23 protein-coding genes and 1 pseudogene are annotated in these 25,707 nt (G+C 62.9%); 10 read left to right on the top strand and 14 right to left on the bottom strand.

The window, feature by feature from the left end; genetic code table 11:
* Nucleotides 1-5 precede the first annotated feature (5 nt).
* From V3572_RS15155 to V3572_RS15095, 13 genes are all read right to left on the bottom strand, one after another.
* Nucleotides 6-2,537, bottom strand: a complete 2,532-nt coding sequence (locus V3572_RS15155; protein WP_332111859.1) for a PEP/pyruvate-binding domain-containing protein — start codon at nt 2,535-2,537, stop codon at nt 6-8.
* 23 nt (nt 2,538-2,560) lie between these two features.
* Nucleotides 2,561-2,923 carry a response regulator gene (locus V3572_RS15150; RefSeq protein WP_332111858.1) on the bottom strand — a complete coding sequence of 121 codons (363 nt, stop codon included), beginning with the start codon at nt 2,921-2,923 and terminating at the stop codon, nt 2,561-2,563.
* A complete protein-coding gene (locus V3572_RS15145; RefSeq protein WP_332111857.1) occupies nt 2,924-4,999 on the bottom strand; it encodes an ATP-binding protein in 2,076 nt (691 codons plus the stop codon). It abuts the gene before it with no gap.
* Complete coding sequence (locus V3572_RS15140) at nt 4,999-5,931, bottom strand: phosphate/phosphite/phosphonate ABC transporter substrate-binding protein (protein ID WP_332111856.1); 933 nt, start codon at nt 5,929-5,931, stop codon at nt 4,999-5,001. Before V3572_RS15140 ends, V3572_RS15145 begins: the two co-directional genes overlap by 1 nt.
* A gap of 237 nt (nt 5,932-6,168) precedes the next feature.
* On the bottom strand, nt 6,169-6,807 hold the full coding sequence (locus V3572_RS15135) for a hypothetical protein (protein ID WP_332111855.1): 639 nt from the start codon (nt 6,805-6,807) through the stop codon (nt 6,169-6,171).
* 173 nt (nt 6,808-6,980) lie between these two features.
* Nucleotides 6,981-8,132 carry a sulfite exporter TauE/SafE family protein gene (locus tag V3572_RS15130; RefSeq protein WP_442877390.1) on the bottom strand — a complete coding sequence of 384 codons (1,152 nt, stop codon included), beginning with the start codon at nt 8,130-8,132 and terminating at the stop codon, nt 6,981-6,983.
* 793 nt (nt 8,133-8,925) lie between these two features.
* Entirely contained in the window at nt 8,926-9,432 is a 507-nt protein-coding gene (locus V3572_RS15125; protein ID WP_332111854.1) for a 4Fe-4S dicluster domain-containing protein, read from the bottom strand.
* Nucleotides 9,429-10,031 (bottom strand): 4Fe-4S binding protein, encoded by a 603-nt coding sequence (locus V3572_RS15120; protein ID WP_332111853.1) that lies wholly within the window; start codon nt 10,029-10,031, stop codon nt 9,429-9,431. Before V3572_RS15120 ends, V3572_RS15125 begins: the two co-directional genes overlap by 4 nt.
* A 3-nt stretch (nt 10,032-10,034) precedes the next feature.
* A complete protein-coding gene (nuoH, locus tag V3572_RS15115; protein ID WP_332111852.1) occupies nt 10,035-11,018 on the bottom strand; it encodes an NADH-quinone oxidoreductase subunit NuoH in 984 nt (327 codons plus the stop codon).
* Entirely contained in the window at nt 11,015-12,202 is a 1,188-nt protein-coding gene (locus tag V3572_RS15110) for an NADH-quinone oxidoreductase subunit D (RefSeq protein WP_442877389.1), read from the bottom strand. The genes nuoH and V3572_RS15110 overlap by 4 nt, the downstream gene beginning before the upstream one ends.
* Before the next feature lie 5 nt (nt 12,203-12,207).
* On the bottom strand, nt 12,208-12,747 hold the full coding sequence (locus V3572_RS15105; protein WP_332111851.1) for an NADH-quinone oxidoreductase subunit C: 540 nt from the start codon (nt 12,745-12,747) through the stop codon (nt 12,208-12,210).
* On the bottom strand, nt 12,744-13,313 hold the full coding sequence (locus tag V3572_RS15100) for an NADH-quinone oxidoreductase subunit B (RefSeq protein ID WP_332111850.1): 570 nt from the start codon (nt 13,311-13,313) through the stop codon (nt 12,744-12,746). Before V3572_RS15100 ends, V3572_RS15105 begins: the two co-directional genes overlap by 4 nt.
* Complete coding sequence (locus tag V3572_RS15095; protein WP_332111849.1) at nt 13,277-13,669, bottom strand: NADH-quinone oxidoreductase subunit A; 393 nt, start codon at nt 13,667-13,669, stop codon at nt 13,277-13,279. The genes V3572_RS15100 and V3572_RS15095 overlap by 37 nt, the downstream gene beginning before the upstream one ends.
* A 302-nt stretch (nt 13,670-13,971) precedes the next feature.
* On the opposite strand from V3572_RS15095, the gene V3572_RS15090 reads away from it, so the two are divergent.
* The 5 genes from V3572_RS15090 to V3572_RS15070 all read left to right on the top strand — a co-directional run bounded on the left by V3572_RS15090 (nt 13,972) and on the right by V3572_RS15070 (nt 21,661).
* A complete protein-coding gene (locus V3572_RS15090; RefSeq protein WP_332111848.1) occupies nt 13,972-16,062 on the top strand; it encodes a molybdopterin-dependent oxidoreductase in 2,091 nt (696 codons plus the stop codon).
* A gap of 168 nt (nt 16,063-16,230) precedes the next feature.
* Nucleotides 16,231-16,437 (top strand): hypothetical protein, encoded by a 207-nt coding sequence (locus V3572_RS15085; protein WP_332111847.1) that lies wholly within the window; start codon nt 16,231-16,233, stop codon nt 16,435-16,437.
* A gap of 53 nt (nt 16,438-16,490) precedes the next feature.
* Nucleotides 16,491-18,905 (top strand): methyl-accepting chemotaxis protein, encoded by a 2,415-nt coding sequence (locus tag V3572_RS15080; protein ID WP_332111846.1) that lies wholly within the window; start codon nt 16,491-16,493, stop codon nt 18,903-18,905.
* Nucleotides 18,906-19,045: 140 nt separating this feature from the next.
* Nucleotides 19,046-20,683, top strand: a complete 1,638-nt coding sequence (locus tag V3572_RS15075) for an FmdE family protein (RefSeq protein WP_332111845.1) — start codon at nt 19,046-19,048, stop codon at nt 20,681-20,683.
* Between the two features lie 114 nt (nt 20,684-20,797).
* The gene (locus V3572_RS15070; RefSeq protein ID WP_332111844.1) at nt 20,798-21,661 is read left to right on the top strand and encodes a lytic transglycosylase domain-containing protein; all 864 of its coding nucleotides are present in this window, start codon (nt 20,798-20,800) and stop codon (nt 21,659-21,661) included.
* Here the strand turns inward: V3572_RS15070 and V3572_RS15065 are convergent.
* On the bottom strand, nt 21,621-22,022 hold the full coding sequence (locus V3572_RS15065; protein ID WP_332111843.1) for a hypothetical protein: 402 nt from the start codon (nt 22,020-22,022) through the stop codon (nt 21,621-21,623). The genes V3572_RS15070 and V3572_RS15065 overlap by 41 nt on opposite strands.
* A gap of 158 nt (nt 22,023-22,180) precedes the next feature.
* On the opposite strand from V3572_RS15065, the gene V3572_RS15060 reads away from it, so the two are divergent.
* From V3572_RS15060 to V3572_RS17820, 5 genes and pseudogenes are all read left to right on the top strand, one after another.
* Nucleotides 22,181-23,353 carry a trans-sulfuration enzyme family protein gene (locus tag V3572_RS15060; protein ID WP_332111842.1) on the top strand — a complete coding sequence of 391 codons (1,173 nt, stop codon included), beginning with the start codon at nt 22,181-22,183 and terminating at the stop codon, nt 23,351-23,353.
* A gap of 100 nt (nt 23,354-23,453) precedes the next feature.
* Nucleotides 23,454-24,041 (top strand): peroxiredoxin family protein, encoded by a 588-nt coding sequence (locus V3572_RS15055; RefSeq protein WP_332111841.1) that lies wholly within the window; start codon nt 23,454-23,456, stop codon nt 24,039-24,041.
* 18 nt (nt 24,042-24,059) lie between these two features.
* A complete protein-coding gene (locus V3572_RS15050) occupies nt 24,060-24,716 on the top strand; it encodes a peroxiredoxin (RefSeq protein WP_332111840.1) in 657 nt (218 codons plus the stop codon).
* 109 nt (nt 24,717-24,825) lie between these two features.
* A pseudogene (rbr, locus tag V3572_RS15045) lies at nt 24,826-25,398 on the top strand (rubrerythrin); the annotation flags it as partial.
* Nucleotides 25,399-25,411: 13 nt separating this feature from the next.
* The coding region (locus V3572_RS17820; RefSeq protein WP_442877391.1) for a MarR family winged helix-turn-helix transcriptional regulator at nt 25,412-25,707 on the top strand (296 nt) is incomplete at its 3' end.

Raw genomic sequence — 25,707 nt, 5'->3', positions numbered from 1 at the left:
GGGCGTTACCGGTCGGTCTTGTCCAGGAAATCGCCCACCAGGGCTCGCATGTCCGTGTCCGCAGACAGGGTGATGTCCATAAGTTTGGTTCGGGCCAGGAGGTAGCCGAGCATGGCCAGCCGTTTCTGGATGATGACCTCGTTTTCCCGGGCCATGCGGGCATCGAGCATGTCGCCCTTGATGGTCACCGTGAAGCTGAAATGGGTGAGCACCCGGGAGATGAACTCGATGCGCGACAGGCGTTGATCCAGGGCGCCGCCGCCGCCTTTGAACCGGAAGTTGATGTAGTTGTTTTTGTCTTCGGGTCCGCACACGGTGTCCAGCACCGAAAAGTGGTAGCCGAAACGGATCATGAGGTGGGCGTAGTTGGCGGAAATGACCGCATAACTGGCCAGAAGCCGGGATTTGCCACTGAAGATGCCGCCGCTTATGCGGTCGAGCTCCTCCCAGTCCACGAACTGGGCATCGTCGTCCCAGGAGGCCTGGGGCGAGGTCAATCCGGACCACACGGCCCACATGGGCGCGCTCTTGATTTCCCCCGGGGTGACGGTGGGGGAACCCGCCATGCCTTCGAAAAGGCCGCCGCCCAGATCCAGGATGTACATGGTGAAAGGCAGCGGGGTTTTCAGGCGTTTGGCCGAGGCCAGCCCGCGTCCGCCGCGGCCCACCAGGGAAAACATCTCAGCTACGCTTTTTTCATGCGCGAACCGCACGACATCATGGATCGAGCGCATGTTCGCCGGGGCGAAATCCGGGGATTCCGGGTCGGTCAGCGTCAGTCTGGCCACCAGGGGGATGATTTTTTCCAGGCGGGTTCCCAGGGGGGTGATCTTTTTGGGGCCGGTGTCGGCCGCCGCCCCGATCAGGCTTTCCACCCGGCCGGGGAACACCTTCCCGGCGTCGGCGTCCAGGGTGATCTCCTGGCCGTCAGGGATGTGCGTGAAGATTTCCGGGCCAAAGACCGCCACGGGCAGTCCGAACTCCCTGGCCACCGAGGCGAAATGCCCCGCCCGACTGCCTGCCGCCGCGACCACCCCGGCCACCCTCCCGGCCAGCCTGGCCAGCGCCGGTGAAAGCGTGGGGGTCAGAAGAATCGCCCCGGCCGGAATCGCCGAGACCTCGATGACCGTCTGGGCATGCACGGCCCGTCCCGCGACCACGCCGTTTGACACCCTCCCTCCGCCGGTCAGAAGGGGCGTGGGGAGATCGCCGGAGACGTCTTTGCCCGGCTGGCCATCGTCCACATAGGCCCCGAAGCCATCCTCGGCGTCGGCGGCCTCCGGATCGGCGTGCTGCGGATCGGCGTTTACGTCCCGGCTTTGCAGGATGAAGAGGTCGGCGGCCTTGTCCATGGCCCATTCCACATCCTGGGGGCGGCCGAAGAGCGATTCCAGGCGCAGCCCGATTTCCGCCAGCCGTTCGGCGGCCTCGTCAGGCAGGGCCGTTTCCGGGGCGTCCATGGCCTCGGGGTCCGGATCGCGGACCAGGACGCGGGGGTGTTTTCCCCTGGTCAGGACCACGGATTCGGGGATGATGCATCCGTCCACCACGGCCGTGCCCAGGCCCTTGGCGGCATAGACCCCCATGACCTCGCGTCCCTGCATCGGTCCGCCCGGGTCCAGGGTGTACAGCACGCCGGCGGACTTGGCCTCGATCATGGGCATGATCAAAACGGCCATGGACGTTTCCTCGTCGGACAGGCCGCTTAAGACCCGGTAGGTCAGGGCCCGGGGACCGTATTTGGAGGCCAGCACCGCCTTGTAGGCCGGAATCACCTCCTCGGGTTTCACGGACAGCACGCTTTCGTATTGTCCGGCGAAGGAGGCCTGTCCGTCCTCGGCCAGGGCCGAACTGCGCACGGCCAAAAGCCCGTTTCCGACCCGGGCCATGTCCTCGGCGGCCTGGCGCAGGGGTCCGGCAATGTCCTCGGGGATATGGATGGACAGGACCATCTGGCGCAACTCGGCGGCCAGCCCGGCCATCTCGTCGGGCTTGGAGAGGATCACCTTGCGCAGCTTGGCGTCGAGCTTGGGCCGAAGTTCCGAGGCCTCCAGGATGTACCGGAAGGCCCCGGCCGTGACCACGACCCCCGGCGGACACGGGATGCCGCCGTTGGCGTGGAGCCGTCCCAGGGCGGCGGCCTTGCCGCCCACCAGTTCGGGATGTGCGGCGGCCTCGTCCAGGGTCAGGAGATAGGGGGGGGACATGTCGGGTACGGGTACGTCCAGGGCCATGCGCACGTAGAAATCGATCTTGCGGGCGTATTCGGGCAGGTCTACGTATTTGGCCGGTGACAAAAGCGTCAACTGGGCCGTGAGATGCTCCACGGCGGAGCTTAACCGCTTGCAGAGCCAGACGATGCGCGCCCAGTCGGCGTGCTCGTTGCCGTAGTGGATATCCTCGATCTCGGCGATGATGTCCAGGCACAGGTCGTCGTAGCGCAACAGTTCCTTGAAGGCGTTGTATTTCTCACGCAAAAGGATGCCCGGGGCAAAGATCTGGTAGGACCAGTGACGGAAAAGCTGGGTAAGGGACATGTCGCGTCTTCCCGGTTGCCGGTTCAAGCGTTTTCCAAGGCCTCGGCCACTTTGCGCTCCAGTTCGTCCTTGTCGATGGGCTTGACGCAGTATTCGCAGGCCCCCAGGCGTACCGATTCCCGGGCCGTCTCCAAGGTGGGATAGCCCGTGAGCATGATGACCCGGGTGGCGGGCGACCGTTTTTTTATTTCCTCCAGAACCTCCACGCCGGTCATCTTCTTGAGCTTGATGTCCAGGATGGCCATGTCCGGCTTGGCCTTGCCGATGTGCGTCAAGGCCTCTTCCTCTTCGGTGAAGACCGTGACGCCGTGCCCTTTTCGTTCCAGGATGCGCTTGATGAGCACTCCGGCATCGATGACGTCGTCTAAAACAATGATGTCGGCCATTTATTTCCTTCCTTTGTCAAGAACGTGATCCGATTCCAGGGTTTCCGCATGGTCCAGGGGAAGATCCACGACAAAGACCGTGCCCGGGCCGCGTCCCGGGGCCTCCACCGCATCCTGGTTGAAAAATCCCTTGGGCACGGGGCTCTGGGCGGTGATGGAGCCGTCGTGATCCTCAATGATGCCAAAGGACACGGACAAACCGAGGCCCGTCCCCTGCCCCACGGGTTTGGTGGTGAAAAACGGGTCGAAAATCTTTTGCAGGTTGTCGGAATCGATGCCCGAACCCGTGTCCGCGAACCAGGCCGTCACCTTCTGGGCCGGAGAATCCAGGCGGGAGCGCACCAACAGCAGTCCGCCGCTGTCGCTCATGGCGTCGCGGGCGTTGGTCAGGAGGTTGATCCACACCTGCTTGAGCTTTTCCGGGTCGCCGTAGATGATGGGCATGCGTTCATCGAGATCGGTCATGATGTAGACCTTGTCCAAGCCGAAGGTGTGCCGCACCAGGCTTATGGCCTCCATAAGCGAGTTGTTGAAACACATCTCCAGCTTTGCGCTGTCCGTCTGCCGGGAAAAACCCAGGAGATCGGCCACGATTTTCCGGCAGACCTTGGCCTGCTTTTCCATGATTTTTAAATCTTCATATATCTGGCTGTCTTTGTCCACTTCCTCCTGAAGGAGTTGGGCATATCCCAAAATCACGCCCAGGGGGGTGTTGATCTCATGGGCCACGCCCCCGGCCAGCTTGCCCACGGATTCCATCTTCTGGGACTGGATGAGCTGTTCCTGGAAGAGCTTGAGCTGGGTCACGTCCCGGGCCGTGCGTAAAAGGCCCATGACCCGCCCGTCCTTGTCGAAGACCGGGGCCCGCACGACATGCAGCCACATGTCCCGCTGTCCGAGCCGGGCGCGTTTTTCACGGTCAAAGGGCAGGCCCGTGCGCACCACGCGCAGATCCTCCTCACGCGTGATCTTGGCCTCGGCCTCGGGGAACAGGTCGAATTCGGAAAGTCCCTCGATGTCATGGGCCGTGCGGCCCACATAGTCGGCAAAGGCCTTGTTCACGGACAGGTATTTCAGGTTGTCACCGATCAGGCACACGTAGTCGGGGGTGGCGTCCAAGATGGTGCGCAACAGCTGTTCCTGCCGGGTGAGCACGCCCTCGGCCTGCTTGAGCTCCTCCAGGTGGGTCTTGAGGCTCAAGGCCATGACGTCGAAGGTCTCGGCCAGATCCTGGATCTCGTCGCCCTTGTTGCGGTTGTAGACCGGGCAGTCCTTGCACGACTCCTCCTTGTCCCCGTCCTCGGCATCGGAGCAATCGGGGCACAGCGTCCCGGCCAGGTACCAGCACCGCCTGCGGGTGTCGCCGTAAGCAGGACAGTGGGTCAGATCGCAGTTCATGATTTCCCAGCAGTTTGCGGCCACGACGGGGCCGGTGCGCATGTCCAGGTTACCCTTGACCACCTCTTCGGCATGTTCCCGCAAAAGACCGATGCGCCGGGTGACCTGTCTGGCGAACAGGGAGCTGAACAGGATGGCCGGGACCAGGGCCGCGCCCGAGAGGGTGAAGATGAAAAAGACCAGACGATTGACGGAGTTCTGGGTCTGGGCGCGCGAAAGACCCACCCGGGCGGTGCCGAAGCGGGCCCCCACGATCATGATGGGGGCGGCGAAGTCGTAGATGTAGTCGCGGCCGGTAAAAAGCAGGCGGACGTTGGCCGGGATGCCGTCCGCAGCCTCGTTGGCGGCCAAAAGCTCCACGGGAAAGCCCTGCACGAAGGTGTGAACCATGACGTTGCCGTCGCGGTCGGTGATGAAGGCGTAGACGATGTCCTGCACGCCTTTGTATTCGTCCACCATGTTTTTCAGGCGCAGAAGGTCCATGGCCAGCATGGAGTCAGCGGCCCGGGAGGCCAGGTTCTCGGAGATGACCATGCCGCGTTTCTTGGTCTCGTCGATCAGTGCTTCAGCGGCCATGCGGCTGACCACGAAGGCCAGAGGCAGGGCGATCAGGGTCACGATCAAAAGTGAGCCCAGGTTGATCTTGGTGCTGAATTTGAGCTTGTCCAGGACGCGCACTACCGGATGGCCTCCAGGGTTTCCAGCCCGAGTTTCCCGGCCAGCTCGCGCACCGGGGCATAATCCGCGTCCACGGCCGGTATGATGCCGCGCATGCCCGCCGTGCGCAGGATGATCGCATCGTCGGGGCGTTCCATGGACAGGGCGAACATGGCCCGGGAGATCTTGTTCACCACCTCCGGATCAAGTCCCGGGCGGTGGGCGTAGACCCAACCCGGGTACCTTTTGGACTCGCCCAGGATGCGGATCTGGGACAGGTCGATTTTGTCCTTGAGCAGGGGAAGCGCCCCGTCTCGGACGGACCCGATGTCGTAGGCCCCGGCGTAGACGGCCATGACCACCTTCTCCTGCTTCCCCCCGGGGCCGGGTGCGAAGGCGATTTCGCCGAAATCCTCACGACGGATGCCGTTGTCGAGAAATTCCCCCAAGGCGTAGAGATAGCCTCCCGCCGACGACGGGTCCACGGCCAGCCAGCGTTTGCCGCGGCAGTCCGTGATTTTCTCGATGTATCGGTTGTCCTTGCGCACGATGATCTGGCTGTAAAATTCGGGCGTGCCCGTGGGCTCGATGATCCGGGCAAAGGCCCTGGCCCCGGCGGCGGCCATGCGGATGTACACGAAAGGATTGGAAAAGGAGATGTCTATTTCGCCGCGTTCCACCATTTTAATGTGTTCGTCGAAGGTATCCGGAAAGATCTGGCGGATGGGCAGGCCCGTGGCCTTTTGCAGATATTCCACCAGCAGGCGATGGCGTTCGTAGGAGACGGTGTGGGCGTATTGGGGCAGGTAGGCGTAGGTCACGGCCCGCTTGGGCACGGACACGGAGGTTTCCACACGCCGGGACAGATTCACCGTGAAGGCGGGTTCTTCCTCGCTGCACCCAAAGCCCGCAAGGGCCAGGATCACGACCAAATAGAGACACAGGCGGCGCATGGGCGCTCCAGCGGCATATGGCCGGGGTCATGGGTCAGGCGGAATGCCCGACAGTCCGGCAGGGAGGCCGTCCCCCGTAAATCCCGCGACTTGTCCAGGTTTGAACACTGCGGGCGGCGCTACGCCACGTTTTCATTCCAGGGCCGCCTCAAGTGTGCGGCCGCTTTGGATCGGCTCCTTTCACGTCTTGCCGTGTTTCCCTCGTCAAGTCCTTCCCGGATTCTGGCGCCGTACCTGTTACCCCGCGTCGGGCGAGGCGTCTGCCGTTTTTTTTCTCCCCTTTTTTTTGGGAGGCATGGCCTCATTGATCACGTCGAGCCAGGGGATGGGTTCCTCCTGGTCTTCCGGGGGAGGACCCAGGGCCGGGTCCAGGCGGCGCAGGAATCCAATTTTCGGTTTGATTCGGGAATACGCGATGCGCGTCAGGATGTAGGCGGACAGAAACACGGCGTTATAGCCGACGGTCTTTTCCAGCAGGGGCAGGGGGATGTCCACTCCCTGGAAACGCTCGGCCAGCCAGCCCATGGCGAAGGGCAGGGGCCAGATGGACACGGTGAAAAGGGCCGCCCGCGTGAAAAAGGATTTGCCGAAGGTGTCGTTGGCCAGTTTGTTGGCGGCCTTGTAATTTTCTTTGTCGCCCTGGCGCAGGGCCTTGATGGACAGGTTGTGCAGATGCACCATGTCCCTGGTCTGGGACTGAAAATGGGAAAGATTGAACCTGTGGGCCAGGGCCTGGCTGATGTCGCCCACAAACACGACCATGGCGGCCAGACAGGCGCAGCCGACATAGAAACCGACAGCCGCGCTGTCCGGAATGCGGAAAAAGAAGATGAGGAAGGCATCGATCAGGTGGTACGCGTAAGACAAATAGTCCATGTCGGCTCCAGGAAGGCGGATGGCCTTTCCATGCAGATTAGCACACGGTCAACGTCGAGAAAAGGGCGAATGGCGGTATAAAAAAGGCCGACGACGAAGGGTGTGTCGTCGTCGGCCAGGGCGTGACGCGGCCCCGGGAAGGTTCCGGGGCCGCGAGCACAGGACGTTGCATGTTAACCGAAAATCCGGAAATTAAAGAAGCCGCGCAGGGTGTAGTCGATGCCCACGTACAGGGCCAGGACGATGAACAGGCGCTTGAGCCAGACTTCCGGGATGTACTTGGAGGTCTTGGGGCCGATGACCGAGCCGACCACAACGCCCACCAGTTCCAGGCCGATCAGGGTCCAGTCGATGGGCGTGCCGCCACCCATGAACTTGGCGATGGAGGTGATCATGGACACCAGGACGGCCAGGGCCGAGGTGCCGGCGGCCAGGTACATGGGAAGGCCGGCCACGCTGGTCAGGAAGGGCACCAGGATGAATCCGCCGCCGACGCCCAAAAAGGCCGCGACAGCGGAGATGACGATGCCGCCCAGAAGCGGGATGAGCGGGTTGAAGGAGAATTCCACGCCGTAGAAGGTAAAGGACACCTTGGTGAAGCTAAACGAGGTGGTCTTCACGCCCAGGGACTTGGTATCCACCTTCTCACCGGACTTCTGCTTTTTGACGGTCTCTTCGAAGGCCTTGACCGCAGCCTTGGTCTTCTGCTTGCCGGCCTGACCTGCCGGGGTGGTTTCATAAAACAGATAACAGCCAAGGGCCAGGACGAACAGGCCAAAATAACCCTGGTAGGCCGAGAAAGATACCTTGCCTGCTGTCAAGGCGACGGAACTATAGCTTCCTATGATGGAACCAATGCCCAGGGCGATGGCCAGGGGCAGCACCAGACGGCCCATGCGGTAGTAGTTCCAGGAGGAAATGAGCGCCGAAAGCCCCACCAACCACTGGTTGGAGGTCCGGATGGAGTCGGTGACCAGTTTGTTCAGTTCGGGGGCCGTCGTCTTGAAGCCTTTGGCGTAGTTGCCGAAGCCGAACACGGAAATGTGGCCCACACCGGCCATGACGCCGCCGAAGGCGCCCACGGTGGAGAAGATCCAGCCGACCCACACGGCCCACACGAAGGCCAGGATCATGTTCACCTGGGGCGCCCCGGGGATGCCCAGGAAACCGGTGGGTTTGCTGGGATCGATCTGCCCTGCGTCCGCGCCCTGGGGGGCCTTGGCGATGGCGTCGCTCAGCTTGTCGGCCCAGGCCGGCTCCAGCCACAGGCACATGACCGCAGCCACAATGCCAAGCACCAAAAACATGTTTCTGGAATTGCGCACGTCACTCCTCCTTGCTTGCACGTTCATCCGTTCTCGGTTTTCTCCGCCCACGCCTCCGGGAACCGGTCCCGGCCGACGAAACAGCCCGGGTTGCCCTGCCTGCCCGGCAGACCCGCATTGCAAACCATCAGGCGCCGGTGTCTCGCCCGTGCCGTCAGGCCCTGCCCTGCCCGACGACGCCACGGAATCCTTTCCCAAGTGTGGCCCAAAATGCCCGCAATGCGGATTCCCCGCCGCGTTACGCCTGTTTTCGGTCCACTCCAAGGCGAAAGGTGCATCCCGTGGGACAACTTCCTGAAAGGTGCTCAGCAAACCCTTTTCAGGCGAATCCTTGGCCTGACTCCTCCGCACTTGCTCCTTGTGCTTGGCGCCCGAAGCGGGGATCGGCCTGTTGTCACGATGCAATGCAACATGCGTTGCATACAGTCGCAACCTCTGAAGTATCCCCATAGACCATCGGGTAGGGGAAACTGTCAAGAGTGTTTCCAAGTTCTTTTTTTCTCAAGGAAAACGGAGAAACGCACCTTGTTTCCAAAAGAATCAGGGGACGTTATGTGAATTTTGTCACATATGCCGTTTGGAACAGAAAGGCCTCCGCGATCCTTCTTCAAGAGGTCGGGGTGCGTTCCAAAAAAGCAACATGCCCAGGAACAAGGCTGGGAAAACGATAGAGCGGCCTCACGGTTCCGATGGGCCAATCTGCACCGTGGAAAGGGCGAATTTTTGGAGAAATGTGTTAACCCGAGGGGCCGCAGACACAAGTCCGGGGCCCCTCTCAGGCTGACAGAACGAGCTAGGGATGGCGCAACAGGATGCGCCGGGCGTAATCTTCGCGAGTATGGGCCGAGGCCTCGTTGGGTCGTACAAAGGACAGGGCGTGGGACGTGCATCCCGCGACGCAGGCGGGCTTTTCCCCGACATCGATGCGGTCGCGGCAATAGTCGCATTTCATCACCCGTCCGGTGTAGTCGTTCCACTGCGGCACCTGCCAGGGGCAGGCCTTGATGCAGGCCTTGCAGCCCACGCAGAGGTCTTCCTGGACGTAAACGATGCCGTCGCTCTCCCGTCGGGTCATGGCCCCGGTGGGACAGGCGGTGACGCACCAGGGGCGCTCACACTGGAAGCAGGGCATGAACAGGTTGAGCATGCGCGGCTTGCCTTCATGGGAGACGGGCCCCACCGTGACCAGCTTACCCAGCCGGGCATCCGCCGGGACACGGTTTTTCATCTGACAGTGTACCTCGCAGGCGTGGCAGGAGATACAACGATTTTGGTCGAGCATGATCAGATACTTGCTCATGCGGGCTCCTTTTCTTTTTCAGAGACCGGCGCGGTTTCCGGAGTTTTCGGACGCGACGGGGCAGGCTGCCCGGCTCCCTGGTTTTTCATCCTGGCCAGGAGGTCGATCCTGAAATCCTCGCGGCTGCGGCCGGTGAGGTAGACATTGTTCGAGAACCGCAGGGATTTCGCAGGACAGACGCGTTCGCATTGACCGCACAGGCTGCACAGCGAATAGTCCAGGAAAAACTGCACCGGGGCGCGAGATTTTTCCGGGGCTGCGGCTTTTTCGGTTTTAGGAATGACCCGCCCTTCGACCAGCGCCGCAGCCGGGGCATCGGCCTTGGGCTTGGGTGTTTTGGGCGGGGCGACCACGGTCAGGCAGTGCGACGGGCAGGCGTCCGCACAGGCTCCGCAGGCAACACAACGCGGAGTGAAAGGGTCGTCATCCTTGGGGATCAGCTCCACATGGCCCCTGAAAGTGGACAGATTGTCCACCTGTTGCCAGGGATAGATCACCGTGATGGTCGGCTTGACGAAATTTTTTCCGGTCACGCCAAGCCCGATCAAAAGGCTCTTGGCGTAGTTCCAGGCATCTTTGCAGGAATTCGAAACGCTCATGGACTATCCTCCCAGGCGCACGGCCACGGCCGTGCAGGCCAAGACAACAAGGGCGACGGGGGTGAGCCGCTTCCAGCTTAAATTGAGGAGCTGATCGAAACGGACCCGGGGATAGGTCCAACGCAACCAGATGATCAAAAGCAGGATGGCGTACAGCTTGGCCAGAAACCACCAGATTCCGGAGGCCACCGGCCCTTGGTAGCCGCCCAGAAACAGGGCGGCGGCCACGCCGCTGACCACGATCATGTTGGCGTATTCGGCCAAAAAGAACAGACCGAAACCCATGCCGGAATATTCCGTATGAAACCCGGCCGTCAGTTCCGATTCGGCCTCGGGAAGATCGAAGGGGGCACGGTTGGTCTCGGCCACGGCGCAGATGATGAAAATGAGGAAGGCCAAGGGGTTTTTCATGGCGTACCATTGCCACGGCCAGGCCCCCTGGGACTCGGTCACGACGAACAGATCCAGCGAGCCGGACATGAAGGCTACGGCTAGGACAGACAGGAGCAGCGGCACCTCGTAGGCCACGGACTGGGCCACGGCCCGGGCCGCGCCCAGGATGCCCCACTTGTTGCCCGAACCCCACCCGGCCAGACACAGGGCGATGACGTTGACCCCGGAAAAGGCCAGGATCAGCACCAGTCCGAGATTTAAGTCGATGGCCTTCAGGCTGGCGTCGAAGGGAAGCGGCAAAAAGCACAGGGCCACGGGGAGAAAGGCCAAAAGCGGGGCGGCCCAGAAAAGGATGGGGTCGCCCTTGGGGGGCGTTAAAAGCTGCTTGCCCACGAGTTTGAGGGCGTCCACCAACGGTTGGATGAGCCCCTGGGGACCGACGTGCAGGGGGCCGGGGCGGCGCTGGCAGAAACCGGCCACCTTGCGTTCGACATACACCAGGACAAGTCCGTTCAGGGCCACGAAGGCGAAGATGCCGACCAGGGCCAAAATGAGGCGCACCAATGGATCGGCGAGGCTTATGGTCATGCTCATCGGTCGATCTCCGGGATGACGAGGTCAAGGCTGCCCAGGATGGACACGGCGTCGGACAAAAGCGTTCCCTGGGCCAGCTCGGCAAAAAGGCTCAGGTTGGAGAAGCCTGGCGCGCGCAGCTTGACCCGATACGGATTGGGACCGCCGTCGCTTTGCACCATGACCATGATTTTCCCCCGGGCGCCCTCCACGGCGAAACAGGCCTCGCCCTTGGGCGGCCGGATCTTGCGCGGCCCCTTGCCCTGGATGGGACCGTCGGGGATGCTGTCCATGGCCTGCTCCACGATGGACAGGCTCTCGTCGATCTCGCACAACCGGACGTAGTAGCGGGCCATGGCGTCGCAGGCGGACTCCGTGGGAATGCGGTACTCGAACCGGTCATAGATGGAATACGGCTCGGCCCGGCGTACGTCGTAGGGCTGTCCGGAGCCGCGCAGGCAGGGCCCAGTGGCCCCGTAGCGGCGCGCGGTGTCCAGATCGAGGATGCCTATGCCCTCGCAACGGCCGCGCAAAATGCCGTTGTCCGTGACCAGATCCTTGAACATGGGCAGCCTGCCGCGCAGGGTGGCGATGAATTCACGGGTCTTCGGGATGAACTGGGGCGGCAGGTCCATGGATACCCCGCCGAAGGTGAACGACGAATAGGTCAGCCGTGACCCCGTGACCATCTGGAGGATGTCCAGGATGCGTTCCCGGTCGTCGAAGGCGTACATGATGGGGGTAAACGCCCCAAGATCGAGCAGATAGGCCCCCCACCACAACAGGTGGGAGCTGATCCGGTTCAGTTCGCAGGTGATGACCCGGATGTACTCGGCCCGTTCGGGCACTTCCATGCCCGCCAGCCGTTCCACCGCGCCCACATAGGCCCAGTTCCAGGCCAGGGCGTGCAGATAGTCCACCCGGCCCATATTGGGGATGAACTGGGCGTAGGTCCGGTTTTCGGCCATCCATTCATGCATGCGGTGGATGTAGCCGAGCACGGGTTCGGCGCGAACGATGTATTCGCCGTCAAGCTCCAGCAAGACCCGCAAAACCCCGTGTGTGGAGGGGTGCTGGGGGCCCATGTTGACGATCATCCGTTCACCGGAAGGATCGGGCTCGAACCGGGCGGCGTAGGAGTCGCCCCACAAAGAGGTGTCCACGGGGGGCTTGGATGCGGCGGCAGCCGCAGTGTGATCGCGCATGGCGGCTACCCTTTGGCCTGTGCCCCGGCATCGCCGGAAGCGGGTTTGGCGATGGCCTGTCCCTCGGCGGAGGGGGCGCAATCCACCAGATATTCCAGAGGAAGGACGTCCGTGCGGCTCTTGCGGGCCTTTTCGGACTTGACCAGCGGCGGAGGCGTGTCGTCGTCGGGCAAAAGCAGGGCGTGCAGATTGGGATGGCCGGTAAAGACCACGCCGTGGAAGTCGTGACACTCCCGTTCGTGCCAATCCGCTCCGGGAAAGATCTTGGAGACGGTGGGGATGCAGGCGTCGTCCCGGGGCACGCTGACCCGCAGGGTCAAACGGCCGGGTTCGGTCCAGTGGTCGAAGTGATACCGGACCACAAACCCCTCCAGCACGTCGCAGGCGGCCAGGCTCTCGATGTGATAGCCCTGATCCCACAACACCTGGCAGGCGTTTTCGATCTTTTCCCGATCAACCAGCAGGCTGGCGGTCTGCCCGGTGCGGGCATGGTCCAGGGGCACCACGCAGTCGGCGCCGATTTGGGATATCCATGCGGGGATCATGCGACCTCCGCTTTGCCGCGGGGCATGCCCTTGGGAACGGGCCACCACCGGCGGCCGGTGATTTTGTACTGGATCTGAAAGAGGCCCTCAAGCAAGGCCTCGGGGCGGGGCGGGCATCCGGGAACGTAGATGTCCACGGGGATGAGATTGTCCACGCCCTCGACCACGGCGTACTGTCCCGGACACTTGAACGGGCCGCCCGAGATGGCGCAGTTGCCCAGGGCCATGACCCACTTGGGGGCGGGCATCTGCTCGTAAAGCCGCACCACGGCCGGGGCCATTTTGCGGTTCACGGTGCCGGCCACGATCATCAGATCCGACTGGCGCGGCGAGGGGCGAAACACCTCGGCCCCGAACCGGGCGATGTCGAACCGGGCCATGCCCACGGCCATCATTTCGATGGCGCAGCAGGCCAGACCGAAGGTCATGGGCCAGATGGACATGGCCCGACACACGTCCACGATGCGTTGCACCGGGGACATGTTCACCAACGCCGGTTCGACGTCGGTGACCGCCGGGACGATGCCCCTTACGGACGAGGCGAGATTTGGATCCTGCGGGGCCATTCGAACACTCCCTTGCGCTGGAAATAGACGACGGCCAGGCCCAGGACGCCAAGGAAGACCAGAATCTTCCACACCGGGGCGAAGCCGACCGAATGATTGAACCACGTGGCCACGGGGAACAGGTACAGGATGTCCACCTCGAAGGCCAAAAACACGATGGCGTAGAAATAATAGTTGATGCCGAACCGGGTCAGGGAACTGCCGTGGGTGGGGATGCCGCATTCGAAGGGCTCGCCTATGGCCCCGCCGACCGACTTGGGAGCCAGGAGGATGGAACCCAGAAGGGGGCCTGCGGCGAAGGCCAGCCCAGCAGCAATGAAAATAAGAAGCGCCGCCTGCAGCCAGGTGAAAACCATCTGGTCCTCCCATGTCTCGCCTCGGGCCGCGCGGCCCGTAAGGGTATGACGGTTTGACGTCAAAACGCGTAAGTCTTTGTCCGGACACTTTTTATGGTCGATTACAAAGCCCCTTTCCAGGGGAAAGTCAAGGGAGGGTCACAAGTTTTTTCGTTCACATATGTTTTGGGGGCTGAAAAAGCGCGTCGTTGCTGCATTGTTCATTTTTTCACAACACTTTTTTCTTGCCAGTGGTGTCTGCTGTGGTAGCTTACCGTCCGAAATGTCAGGCGGACATACGAGCATCTATCCCAGGGGGAGCCATGAAAAAATCTGTCTATGGAATATGCGGCATGTGTACGGTACGCTGTCCGATGATGAGCGTGGTGGAGGATGGCAAACTTTTGACCATCCACGGCAACCCCCACGCGGGCGGCATCAAGGGTTCATTGTGCGCCCGGGGTGCGGCGGGCATGGCCCTGGTGAACGATGACGAGCGGCCACAATTTCCCATGATTCGCACCGGGGCGCGCGGCGAGGGCAAGTGGCGGCGGGCGACCTGGGACGAGGCCCTGACCTACGTGGCGGAAAAATTATCAAAGATCAAGGCGGAGCACGGCGCCAAGTCGATCCTGCTTTCGGATCGGGGCGGCCCCTTCCGGGAAATCTACCGGACCTTTCTGCGCGGCCTGGGCACGCCGAACTATTGCAACCACGATGCCGCCTGCGCCCGCAACGTGCAGCACGCCGCCCTGTCGATCTTCGGCTTCGGTCGCAAGACCGTGGGCTATGACCTGAAAAATTGCAAACATGTGGTGCTGCAGACCCGCAATATCTTCGAGGCCATCAACGTCAAGGAGGTCAACGACCTGCTCGACGCCAAGGCGAACGGCTGCAAGATCACCTGTATTGACGCACGGGCCTCGGTAACCGCCGCCAAGGCCGACAATTTTTTCCTCATCCGGCCGGGTACGGACTATGCCTTCAATCTCGCCGTGATCCACGAATTGGTGACCAAGGGGCTGTACAACAAGGAATTTGTGGAAAAATGGGTTCATGATTTCGAAGCCCTGACCACCTTCATCGCGCCCTACACGCCAGCCTGGGCCGAGGCCGAGACCGGCGTCCCGGCGGCGTCCATCGAAAAGCTGGCCGTGCAACTTTCGGAGGCCGCGCCTTCGGTGATCTGGCATCCGGGCTGGATGACCGCCCGCTATTCCGACTCGTTCTACATGAGCCGCACCGCCTACATCATCAACGCCCTGCTGGGAGTCATCGGGGCCAAGGGCGGCCTGCCCCTGGCCAACGGAGCCGGAGACGTGGGTAAACAGAGCGTCAAGGACCTCATGGCCATCTACCCCAAGCCCGAGGAAAAACGTGTGGACGGCGTGGGCTGGATGCAGGAGCGCACCCACTTCGATACCGGGCCCGGCCTGATCAACCTGGCCTACGAGGCCATCGCCACAGGCAAGCCCTATCCCATCAAGGCCTACATCGCCCACCGGCACGACCCGCTCATGGCCTTCCCGGACTCCAAGGATGTCAAGTCCCTGTGGGAGAAGCTGGACCTGCTGGTGTCCGTGACCTTCTCCTGGTCGGACACGGCCTGGCACGCCGACGTGGTGCTGCCGCTGTCGCCGTACCTGGAGCGGGAAAGCACGATAGGCACCAAAAAAGGCTGTAGCCCGTATCTGTTCGTGCGCAGGCGCACCGTGGAGCCGCGTTTCGACACCAAGGCCGAATGGGAAATCTATTGCGAACTGGCCAAAAAGATGGGGCTGGACAAGATGGCCTTCGAATCCATCGAGGACATCTGGAAGTACCAGCTTGAAGGCACCGGCTACACCATCGAGGATTTCGAAAAAACGGGCATGGTGAATCTTGCGTCGGAGGCGTTGTATCGCAACCCCGACGAAAAAACCTTCAAAACCCCCTCGGGCAAGATCGAGATGGTGTGCGCCAAGCTGGAAAAGGACGGCCTGCCGTCGTTGGCTCCCTACGTCTCCCCCGAACGGCCCCCGGAGGGCAAGTTCCGCATCACCTTCGGCCGGTGCGGGGTGCATACTCAGGGGCACACGGTGAATAACCCCTTGCTCAACTCCCAGATGTCCGAGAATCTGGTGTGGATCAATACCGCCGTGGCCGCAAAGATGGGCATCGCGGACGGACAATATGTGGAAGTGGCCTCCGCCAGCCATAGCGGTCGCATCAAGGCCTTCGTCACCCCGTTCATGCATCCCGAGGCGGTGTTCATGGTGCATGGCTTCGGGCACACCCTGCCGGTGGAGAGTCGGGCCCGAGGCAAGGGCGTGGCCGACAACGAGTTCATGACTCAGGGCATCCGCAAGTGGGACAAGGGCGGCGGCGCCATCGCCATGCAGGAGCACTTCGTGGAGATCCGCACGGCCTCCTGACGTGGGCAGGCAGGAACTGAACCAGGGGCGGCGCCACTGCGGCGACGCCCCTTTTTGGTAAATCTTCCGGAGACCGGTGGTGCCAGCCACGCGGCATCCCTCGGTAAAGAAACAGGATACATGTCCGCCTCGAAAAGCGCTTGTTCGAATTTCGAGGAAACGATACCCATGGGATATATCGCCGGATACAACCCTATGGCGACGGCTTGTCCCGGCGACATGTTGATTGAGAGCGCGACCTGTTCCCCGGATAACGGTCTGACCGGAGGCGATCCGTTTTTGCGGCGTTTCCTGTTTCACCGTTCCGGCGCGGGCCAAGCCGGTTTTCCCCTTCGGCCAGCATTGCCCTCTGTTCGCGGTCTGATTTTCTCCTAAACTGGTATGTTTTACGATGGTCGCATTCGCCACTCGACCGTCACGGAGGGACCATGGGCATACGCAGAAAGATGTTTCTTCCAATTGCAGCCGCGTTTTTGCTGCTGGGCGGAGTAAGTCTCGTCGTCATGTATTTCCAGTTGGACGGCCTGGAGCGGAACTTCGTTTCGCAGATCGTCCAGAACAAAACCCGTGAGGTGGACAACGCCATCGACACGGCCTCGCGCATGACCCTGGAGCAGGCGGCCTTGTTCTCGCGGCTGCCCGTGGTGGTTTCGGCCTTTGAAACGGCCCACTCGGGCGACATCCATGCGGAAAAAGATCCCATGGCCCAGAAGGCCAGGGAGGAGTTGCGGACGGCGCTTTCGCCCTTTGTCAAGGGGTATGCCCAGGCCATGGGCGGCCGCAAGTTCCAACTCCACTACCATCTGCCCAGCGGCCGCAGCCTGGTGCGGGTGTGGCGCGACAAGCAGGTCAAACGCGACGGCACGGGCCTGGACATCTCCGACGACATTTCCTCGTTTCGACCCACGGTCATGGAGGTCAACCGCACGGGCAAGCCGGTCATGGGCATCGAACTGGGCGAGGGCGGCTTCGTGTTCCGGGGCATTGCGCCGGTGGTGGCGCCGGACGGCAAGCACCTGGGGTCGGTGGAGGTCTTAAGCGAGTTCGCCCCGATCCTGGCCAAGGTGGCCGGAGAGGGCCAGGACATGGCCCTGTATATGAACTCGGAGTTCCTCAAAATCACCGGAGCCCTGCGCGATCCGGCCAAGAATCCGGTTCTGGACGGCCGTTTCGTGCAGATCACCGCGGCCAAGAACGAGACCCTCACCAAGTGGATCAAGGCGGATTTTTTGGAGAAGGCCAAGACCGGCACGGTCATGGAGCAGCATGGCGACAAGGTTGTGGCGGCCATGCCCGTCAACGACTACAAGGGCAACCAGACCGGCATCCTGGTGTTCTCTTTTTCCACGGCCAAGGAGTCGGCGGCCATCCAAACCGTGCTGTACGTGTTTTTGGGCCTTCTGGCAGTCCTTCTGGCCGCCTCGTCCGGGGCCGTGCATCTGGTCTTCGTGAAAAACGTGGCCACGCCCATCGAGACCATGATCGCCAAGATCCGGGACATCACCGAGGACCGGGCCGATCTTCGGGACCGGCTCGACGAGTCGCGCCAGGACGAGATGGGGCAATTGGCCTGCTGGTTCAACAAGCTCACCTTCAAGCTCTCGGAAATCTTGTGCTTAAGTGATGCGGTCTTAAACGCCGTGCCCGACCCGCTGTTCGTGGCCGACGAGAAAAACCGCATTATTTTCGCCAACCTGGCCATGGCCGACGCGGCCGGAAAGACGGCTGAAGAGCTCAAAGGCACGTTTTGCGGCGATGTTTTTAAAACCAGAGTTTGTGGCACCCCGGACTGCCCGGTGCGGTGCGCCGCTGAGGGACGCCGGGTCGATCCCGACATCTATGTGGAAAGCATGCGCCATGGCGAACGCATGGTCATCAGGCCCCTGGTGCAATCCATGCGCGACTGTAACGGCAACCAACTCGGGTATTTGGAGCTGGCCCAGGACATGACCGCCGTGGTGCGCAAGGAAGAGGAGCTGGCCGGGAATCTCGAGCGCATCCAGGGCATCAATGTCGAACTGACCGGGGTGGCCGCCGGGGTGGCCGGTTCCCTTGGCGAGCTTTCCCGACAGGCGGAGGAGGTCCGCCAGGGGGCCGAGGTCCAGCGCTCCCGCATGTCCGAGGTGGTCACGGCCATGGACCAGATGAATTCCGCCGTGCTTGAGGTGGCCAAAAACGCGGGCCGGGCCGCCGAACTGGCCGGACAGGCCAGGGATCGGGCCGAAAAGGGCGTCAGCGTGGTGCGCCAGGCCGTCACCGCCATCGGCGAGGTGCAGGGCCTGACCTTCTCCCTGCGCGACGGCATGGAGGGCCTTGGCAAGCGGGCCATGGACGTGGGCCAGATCATGAACGTGATCTCGGACATCGCCGACCAGACCAACCTCTTGGCGCTCAATGCCGCCATCGAGGCCGCCCGGGCCGGGGATGCCGGCCGGGGGTTCGCCGTGGTGGCCGACGAGGTCCGCAAGTTGGCGGAAAAGACCATGAACGCCACGGGCGAGGTGGGCAAGGTGGTGGCGGCCATCCAGGCCGAGACCAAAAAGAGCATGGATCTGACCCAGAGCGCGGCCACGGCCGTGGAGCGGGCCACGACCCTGTCCAGCGATTCCGGCAAGGTGCTGGACGAGATTGCAGCTCTGGTGGGCGATTCCTCCGATCAGGTGCAGACCATCGCCGCCGCCGCCGAGGAGCAGTCTGCGGCCAGCGACGAGATCACCAAGGCCATCGGCGACGTGGACCGCATTTCCTCGGATACGGCCGAGGGCATGACCCATTCCGTCCAGGCCATCGCCGGGCTGTCGGAAATGGCCGAGAAGCTCGGGCGTATCGCCTCGGACGTCTAGCCGCCGCCGTCATTTTGTTCCCGTCCCGGGTGAAACGGCCCGGGGCGGGGACATTTTTTTTCTCCGCCCCTTTTCTTTTTTCCGAAGTTGGGCCAAAGGGGGAAACCCGTTATGACATTTTGAACACAGGAGGCGTTCGCATGAACATCGGGAAATATACCTTCGACGAATACGTCATCATGGCGGCGGCCTTTCACGGCAACCCGGCCCCCGGGCTCCTGATCGGGGGGTTCATGGTGGAGCTGGCCAAAAGCGCCCTGCCGGAAGGGACCATTTTCGACGCCGTGGTGGAGACCCCCAAGTGTCTCCCCGACGCCATACAGCTTCTGACCTTGTGCAGCTTCGGCAACGGCTGGATGAAGTCCGTCAACCTGGGCCGTTACGCCCTGGCCCTGTACGACAAGTACACGGGCGAGGGGGTGCGGGTGTGGATCGACCCGGCCAAGCTCACCATGTGGCCGGAGATACGGGCCTGGTTCCTCAAACTCAAGCCGAAGCGGGAGCAGAACCGGGAGCGGCTGGTGGACGAGATTCGCCGGGCGGGCCCCAGCCTGTGCGGCATGGCCCCGGTCAAGGTGTCCGATTCGTTCCTCAAAAAGGGCGGCATGGGGGCCATCGCCGTGTGTCCCCTGTGCGGCGAGGCCTATCCGGCGGCGGACGGCGGCATGTGCCGTGGCTGCTCCGGCGAGCACCCCTATATGACCGATGCCGGAACGGGCATGGACATGACGCCCACGGCGGAACCCGGCCTGCGGGCCATCCCCACGGCCCAGGCCGTGGGCCGCCGCGCCCTGCACGATATGACCCGCGTCGTCCCTGGCGAGAGCAAGGATCCGGAGTTTCTGGCCGGGCAGCTTTTGACGGCGGGCGACGTGTGCCGTCTGCATACCATGGGCCGGGAACGGGTCTTCGTGATGGACGACGTGGATCCTGGGCTTTCCTGGATTCACGAGAACGAGGCCGCCCTGGCCTTTGCCCGGGCCATGGCCGGGGAGGGAGTCGCCTTCGAGGAGCCGCCCAAGGAGGGCAAGATCAATTTCCGGGCCGAGAAGGAGGGGCTTTTGCTCCTTGACCGGCAGAAACTCAAGACCTTCAACTTGGTGGAAGACGTCATGTGCGCCTCGCGCCAGGGTTTTCTGCCCGTGGAGGGCGGCAAGCGTTTTGCGGCCTGCCGGGCCATTCCCCTGTACCTGTCCCGGGCCCGCTTCGACCGGGCCATGGCCGTTCTGGAAGACGGCCCGCTCTTTTCCGTAGCCCCCATCAAGCCCCTGCCCACGGCCATCCTGGTGACCGGCACCGAGGTGTTCAAGGGGCTTATCCAGGACAAGTTCATCCCCATCGTCAAAAGCAAGGTGGAGAAATTCGGCTGCGAGATCACGGGCACGGCCGTGGTTCCCGACGACATGGAGGCCATCGCCCGGGCGGCGGCCGATCTGGTGGCCGACGGGGCCAGGCTTTTGGTGACCACGGCGGGACTTTCCGTGGACCCCGACGACGTGACCCGCAAGGGGCTTTACAAGGCCGGGCTGACCGACGCCCTGTACGGCGTGCCGGTTTTGCCCGGGGCCATGACGCTTCTCGGCCGCATGGGCAAGGCCAGGGTGCTTGGCGTTCCGGCCTGCGCCCTGTATTATCAGGTCACGGCCTTGGATCTGCTTCTGCCCAGGCTTCTGGCCGGGCTGGACATGACCCGGTCGGATCTGGCCGACATGGCCGAGGGAGGCTTTTGCCTGACTTGCAAGACCTGCACCTTCCCCAAGTGCCCCTTTGGGAAATAGGCGGGACAAAAAGACCAATCTGTTCAGAAACCCGTTTGAGCTGTGTCCGGTCGGCGCTTCGGCGTCCGGCCGGACGCGGCCTGCCCCGTGATCCTCACGCAGACGGGAGGCGCCATGACTGCTTCCCTGCCGCCGTCTCCACCCCGCCGCCCGGGCTTTTGGCCCGTCGCGCCCGTCGTGCCCGTCTTGCCCATCGTGTCGGCCGCGCTGGCGGCTCTGGCCGTCCTGTGCCTGCTGCCCGGGGCGGCCCTGGCCTATTCCCTGTACGGCTATGAGGACGAATACGGCATCGTGCAACTGTCCGAGACCAAGGCCACCGACCGCCACGTCTTGCTCTTTGAGGGGCCAGACGACCCCAGGCTGGGCTTTGCGGAGATCAAAAGGCTCATCCGGCAAAAGGGCGGCGCGGCCGCGCAAAAGCGCACGGACTGGATCGCCGGGGCGGTCAAACCCTTCGGGAGGATCCCAGGCGTCGGGCCGGGCCGGTCCATGGCGTATGGCCCGGTGGTGACCACCGGCCCGATCATCGAACTGCTCACGCGCTACGGCAAACAGCACAACGTCCCCGTGGAGCTCCTCTACGCCGTGGCCGAGCAGGAATCAGGGTTCCACAGCGGGGCCGTCTCCCCCAAGGGCGCCCAGGGGCTCATGCAACTGATGCCCGACACCCAGACCACCATGGGCGTGACCGATCCCTTCGATCCGGAAAAAAGCATCGCCGCCGGGGCTAGGTTCCTGCGCATGATGCTCGACCGCTTCAAGGAAACGCATCTGGCCCTGGCCGCCTACAACGCCGGGCCGGAGGTGGTGGCCCGCAGCGGCGGGGTGCCGGCCATCCCCGAGACCGTGGCCTATGTGGAGCGGATTTTGGCCCGTCAGACCATGGTGCGCGAGGCCCTGGACGTGGCCGGGGAGGCGAAAAAACCATCCCCGCCGGTCACGCCGAAGGGGAAAGCCGGGTCGTCGCCTCGGAAATGACCTTGGTGCGGAACGGTTCCACGTTGATATAGGCCATGGCGGCCACGAAACGGGTCACGTCCGCGAATTCCGGAAGATGGGTCACGTATTGGTGCTGGCCGAAGAGATGTTCGTTGTCAGGATATTCCACGATGTAATAGACCACGAAGCGGCCTTTTTTCGTGCGGAAAAGGGCCAGGGTGATCAGGTGGCTCACCCCGGGATAGTCCGGGGCGTCCTCCTGGTCGACATGCCGGTGATAGGCCAGAAGCTCCCCCTGAAACGACAGGACGCCTTCCCCCCGGGTCAGGTGGTAGCGGCGCATTTTTCCCACAAGCTTTGGCGAAAGGGATTTTTCCGTCAGTGTTCGCCACAAGAGCATGTCGGATTCTCCCTGCACGGCGGCGGCCGCGCAGGCCGCGCACCCCGTTTTCCCGCCGTGGTATGTATCCTTCCTGCGCCCCGGCGTCAAAAGGGGATCATGACTTTCACGGCCCGCAACGCTACACTGCCAGGCAACCTGTTTCACAAGGAGGAGTCATGGACCGCGCCAAGCTGCATCCGGACACCCTGTGCGCCAGGGCCGGAGAAAAATTGGACAGGCTCGTGGGCGGGGTGACCACGCCCATTCACACCGCCTCGGCCTACATGCGGGCTGAGGTGGACGGCGCGGACGCCTATCGCTACCCTCGCTACGGCAACATCCCCACCCAAAACGCCCCAGCCGAGAAGATCGCCGCCCTGGAAGGGGCCCAGGCCGGGTTGGTGGCGGCCTCGGGCATGGCCGCCGAGGCCGTGGCCCTTTTGGCCGTTCTGGCCGCAGGGGATCATGTGGTCTTCCAGGCCGACCTCTATGGCGGCACGCACCATTTCCTGTCCGTGGAGCTGCCGCGCCTGGGCATCGGCTACACCCTGGTGGCGAACGCCGACGCGGCCTCCCTGGAGGCCGCCGTGCAGGGCAACACCCGGGCCGTCTATGTGGAGACGCCCTCCAATCCCCTTTTTCATGTGGTGGACCTGGCCGCCGTGGCGGCCGTGGCCCGGCGCCGCGGTCTGGTGAGCATCGCGGACAATACCTTCGCCTCGCCCATCAACCAGAATCCCCTGGCCCTGGGCTTCGATCTGGTGGTGCACAGCGGCACGAAATACCTAAACGGCCACAGCGACCTCAACTGCGGGGCTGTGGTCGGCAGCCAGGCGCTTATGGACAAGGTCCGGGAGCGGGCCGTGGATTACGGCGTCACGCTCAACGTCTACGATTGTTTCCTTTTGGAGCGCGGCATGAAGACCCTGGCCCTGCGCATGGCCCGGCACAACGAAAGTGCCCTGGCCCTGGCCGAATTTTTGTCCGGCCACCGGCTGGTGTCCCGGGTGTTTTATCCCGGCCTGCCGGACCATCCCGGCCATGCCGTGGCGGCCCGGCAGATGCGCGGCTTCGGAGGGATGCTCTCCTTCGAGCTGGATTGTTCGCCACAGAGGGCAAAAAAGGCCGTGGCCAGCCTGGAACTGATCCTTGAGGCCGTGAGCCTGGGCGGCGTGGAATCGCTCATCTGCTTCCCCTGCGAGACCTCCCACGCCAAGATGCCCCCGGACGAGCGCCGCAGGCAGGGCATCTCCGACACCCTGATCCGCTTTTCCACGGGCATCGAGGACGCCGCCGACCTCATGGAGGATCTGGAGCAGGCCTTTGCCCGGGCCATGCGGGACGGATGATGCACAGGAATTCACCATGGAATATGGACCAACCCTCCGGGCATGCTTATCTGTTCACCTCAGCCGATCCCGGCTGGGAATGCAGACAGGGAGGATGCGCATGAAAACGGCGATGTGGGCGCTTGTGCTGGCGGCGCTGGCCCTATGGTCCGCACCGGCCTGGGCGGCTGGGGCCTCGGAGGCGGCCGGATCGGAACCGCTGCCTGTGGGGGCGGCCTTCCCGGATGTGTCCTTGGGGGCGGATCTTTCCCCGGAGCACCGGACCTATCTGGGCGTCGCCAAAAAAAACGGCCCCGTGCGGCTGGCCGAGGTGACCGCCCCGGTGGTCATCCTGGAGGTGTTTAGCATGTACTGCCCGCATTGCCAGCGGGAGGCCCCGGCGCTCAATGCCGTGTACGGCTTGCTGGCCAGCGGCGGCCAGGCCGACAGGGTCAAGATGCTGGGCATCGGCGCGGGTAATTCGGCCATGGAGGTGGAGCTTTTCCGGGCCAAGTTCGACATCCGCTTCCCCCTGGCGGCGGACCTGGATTTTGCGGTGCACGACGCCTGCGGCAAGGTGGGCACGCCGTATTTCTACGTGCTGGCCCGAAAGCCCGGCGCGGCGGCATATACCGTTGTCCTAAGCCGCCTGGGGCGCATGGATTCCCCCGAATCCTTCGTCGCCGACGTTCTGGCGGCCGCACCATGACATTGTGAGGAAAATCACATGAACCGAGCCCAGCCCTGTATGACGCGCCTGGCGTCAAGTCGCCGTGGCCCGCTGTTTCGGATCATCCTGACGGCGTTGCCGCTTTTGGCCGTGGTCGGTTTTTCCCCTGCCGCGTGGGCCGAGGAGACCGCAGCCTTCACGGAAAGCCTTTTTCAGGTCCCCGGGGCGCTTACGCCCGTGGACAGCGTCCTTGCGGTCAAGGTCGGGGATCCCATGCCGGACTTCGATCTGCCGACCATCGACGGCGGCCGGGTGCGCCTGTCCGACTTCGTGGGCAAAAAAAAACTGGTGCTGTCGTTTATCCCGGCGGCCTGGACCCCGGTGTGTTCCGGGCAGTGGCCGGGCTACAACATCGCCCGGGAGCTTTTCGCCGCGGCCAACGCCGAGCTTGTGGGCGTAAGCGTGGACAACACGCCGTCCCAGCACGCCTGGGTGACCCAGATGGGGGGGCTGTGGTTCCCCGTGGCCTCGGATTTCTGGCCCCATGGCGGGCTGTCCGGCAGGCTCGGCATCCTGCGGCCCGAGGGCGTGGCCGAGCGGGCGCTTTTCATCATCGATGAAAAGGGGATCATCCGCTACATCGACGTCCACGACATCAACACCCGCCCGGACCTGGGGGCGTTGATCACCGCCCTGCGCGGCATCAAGGACTGAAATTCCATCAAGATGAACCAGTTGGCAAAATAAAAGGCGAAGGGGTATCGTCTTCGCCATATGCCCGGCCGTGCCGCCAAGTGATCCAAAAACCGCCACAGGAGGCGCCATGAAATCCGTCAAGGGTTCGCAAACCGAAAAAAATCTGCTTACCGCCTTTTCCGGGGAATCCCAGGCCCGCAACCGCTACACCTACTTCGCCAGCGTGGCCAAGAAAGAGGGTTTCGAGCAGATCTCGTTTATCTTCACCGAAACCGCCGACCAGGAAAAGGAACACGCCAAGCGCCTGTTCAAGTTTCTGGAGGGCGGCGAATTGGAGATCACCGCCGCCTTTCCGGCCGGGGTCATCGGCTGCACCGTGGACAACCTGAAGGCCGCCGCCGAGGGGGAACACTACGAGCAGACCATCATGTATCCGGACTTCGCCAAGATCGCCCGGGACGAGGGCTATGGCCTTCTGGCCTCGGTGTTCGAGTCCATCGCCGTGGCCGAACGCTTCCACGAGAGCCGCTACCTGGAACTGGCCGGAAACATCGAGGCCGACCGGGTCTTCAAACGCCCCGAAAAGGCCGTGTGGCGCTGCCGCAACTGCGGCTACATCCACGAAGGAACCCAGGCCTTGGACAAGTGTCCGGCCTGCGACCACCCCCGCGCCTACTTCGAATTGCTGGCCACCAACTGGTGCCCAGGGACGGATCCTGTTCGCCCTGTGGGAGAAAGACGGCATCCCCATAACGGAGCTCTCCCAAAAGACAATGCTGGAGCGTTCCACCCTGACGGGGATGCTCGACCGGCTGGAACGGGACGGCCTGATTGTCCGGGAGCCCTCTTCCCGTGATCGGAGGGTACTCCTGATCCGACGCACCGACAGGGACCGGAGCTTTCAAAAGAAGTACCTGGAGGTTTCCGACAGAATGACCGAGCTCTACTACCGGGGGTTGACCGATAGGGAGATTGACCGGTTCGAGAAGACCCTGTCGGTGATTCTGGA

This window comes from Desulfolutivibrio sp. (assembly GCF_036584575.1).
GTDB lineage: Bacteria > Desulfobacterota > Desulfovibrionia > Desulfovibrionales > Desulfovibrionaceae > Desulfolutivibrio.
Note: the sequence above shows the minus strand (reverse complement) of the source record. Positions and strands in the feature narration are given on the sequence as shown.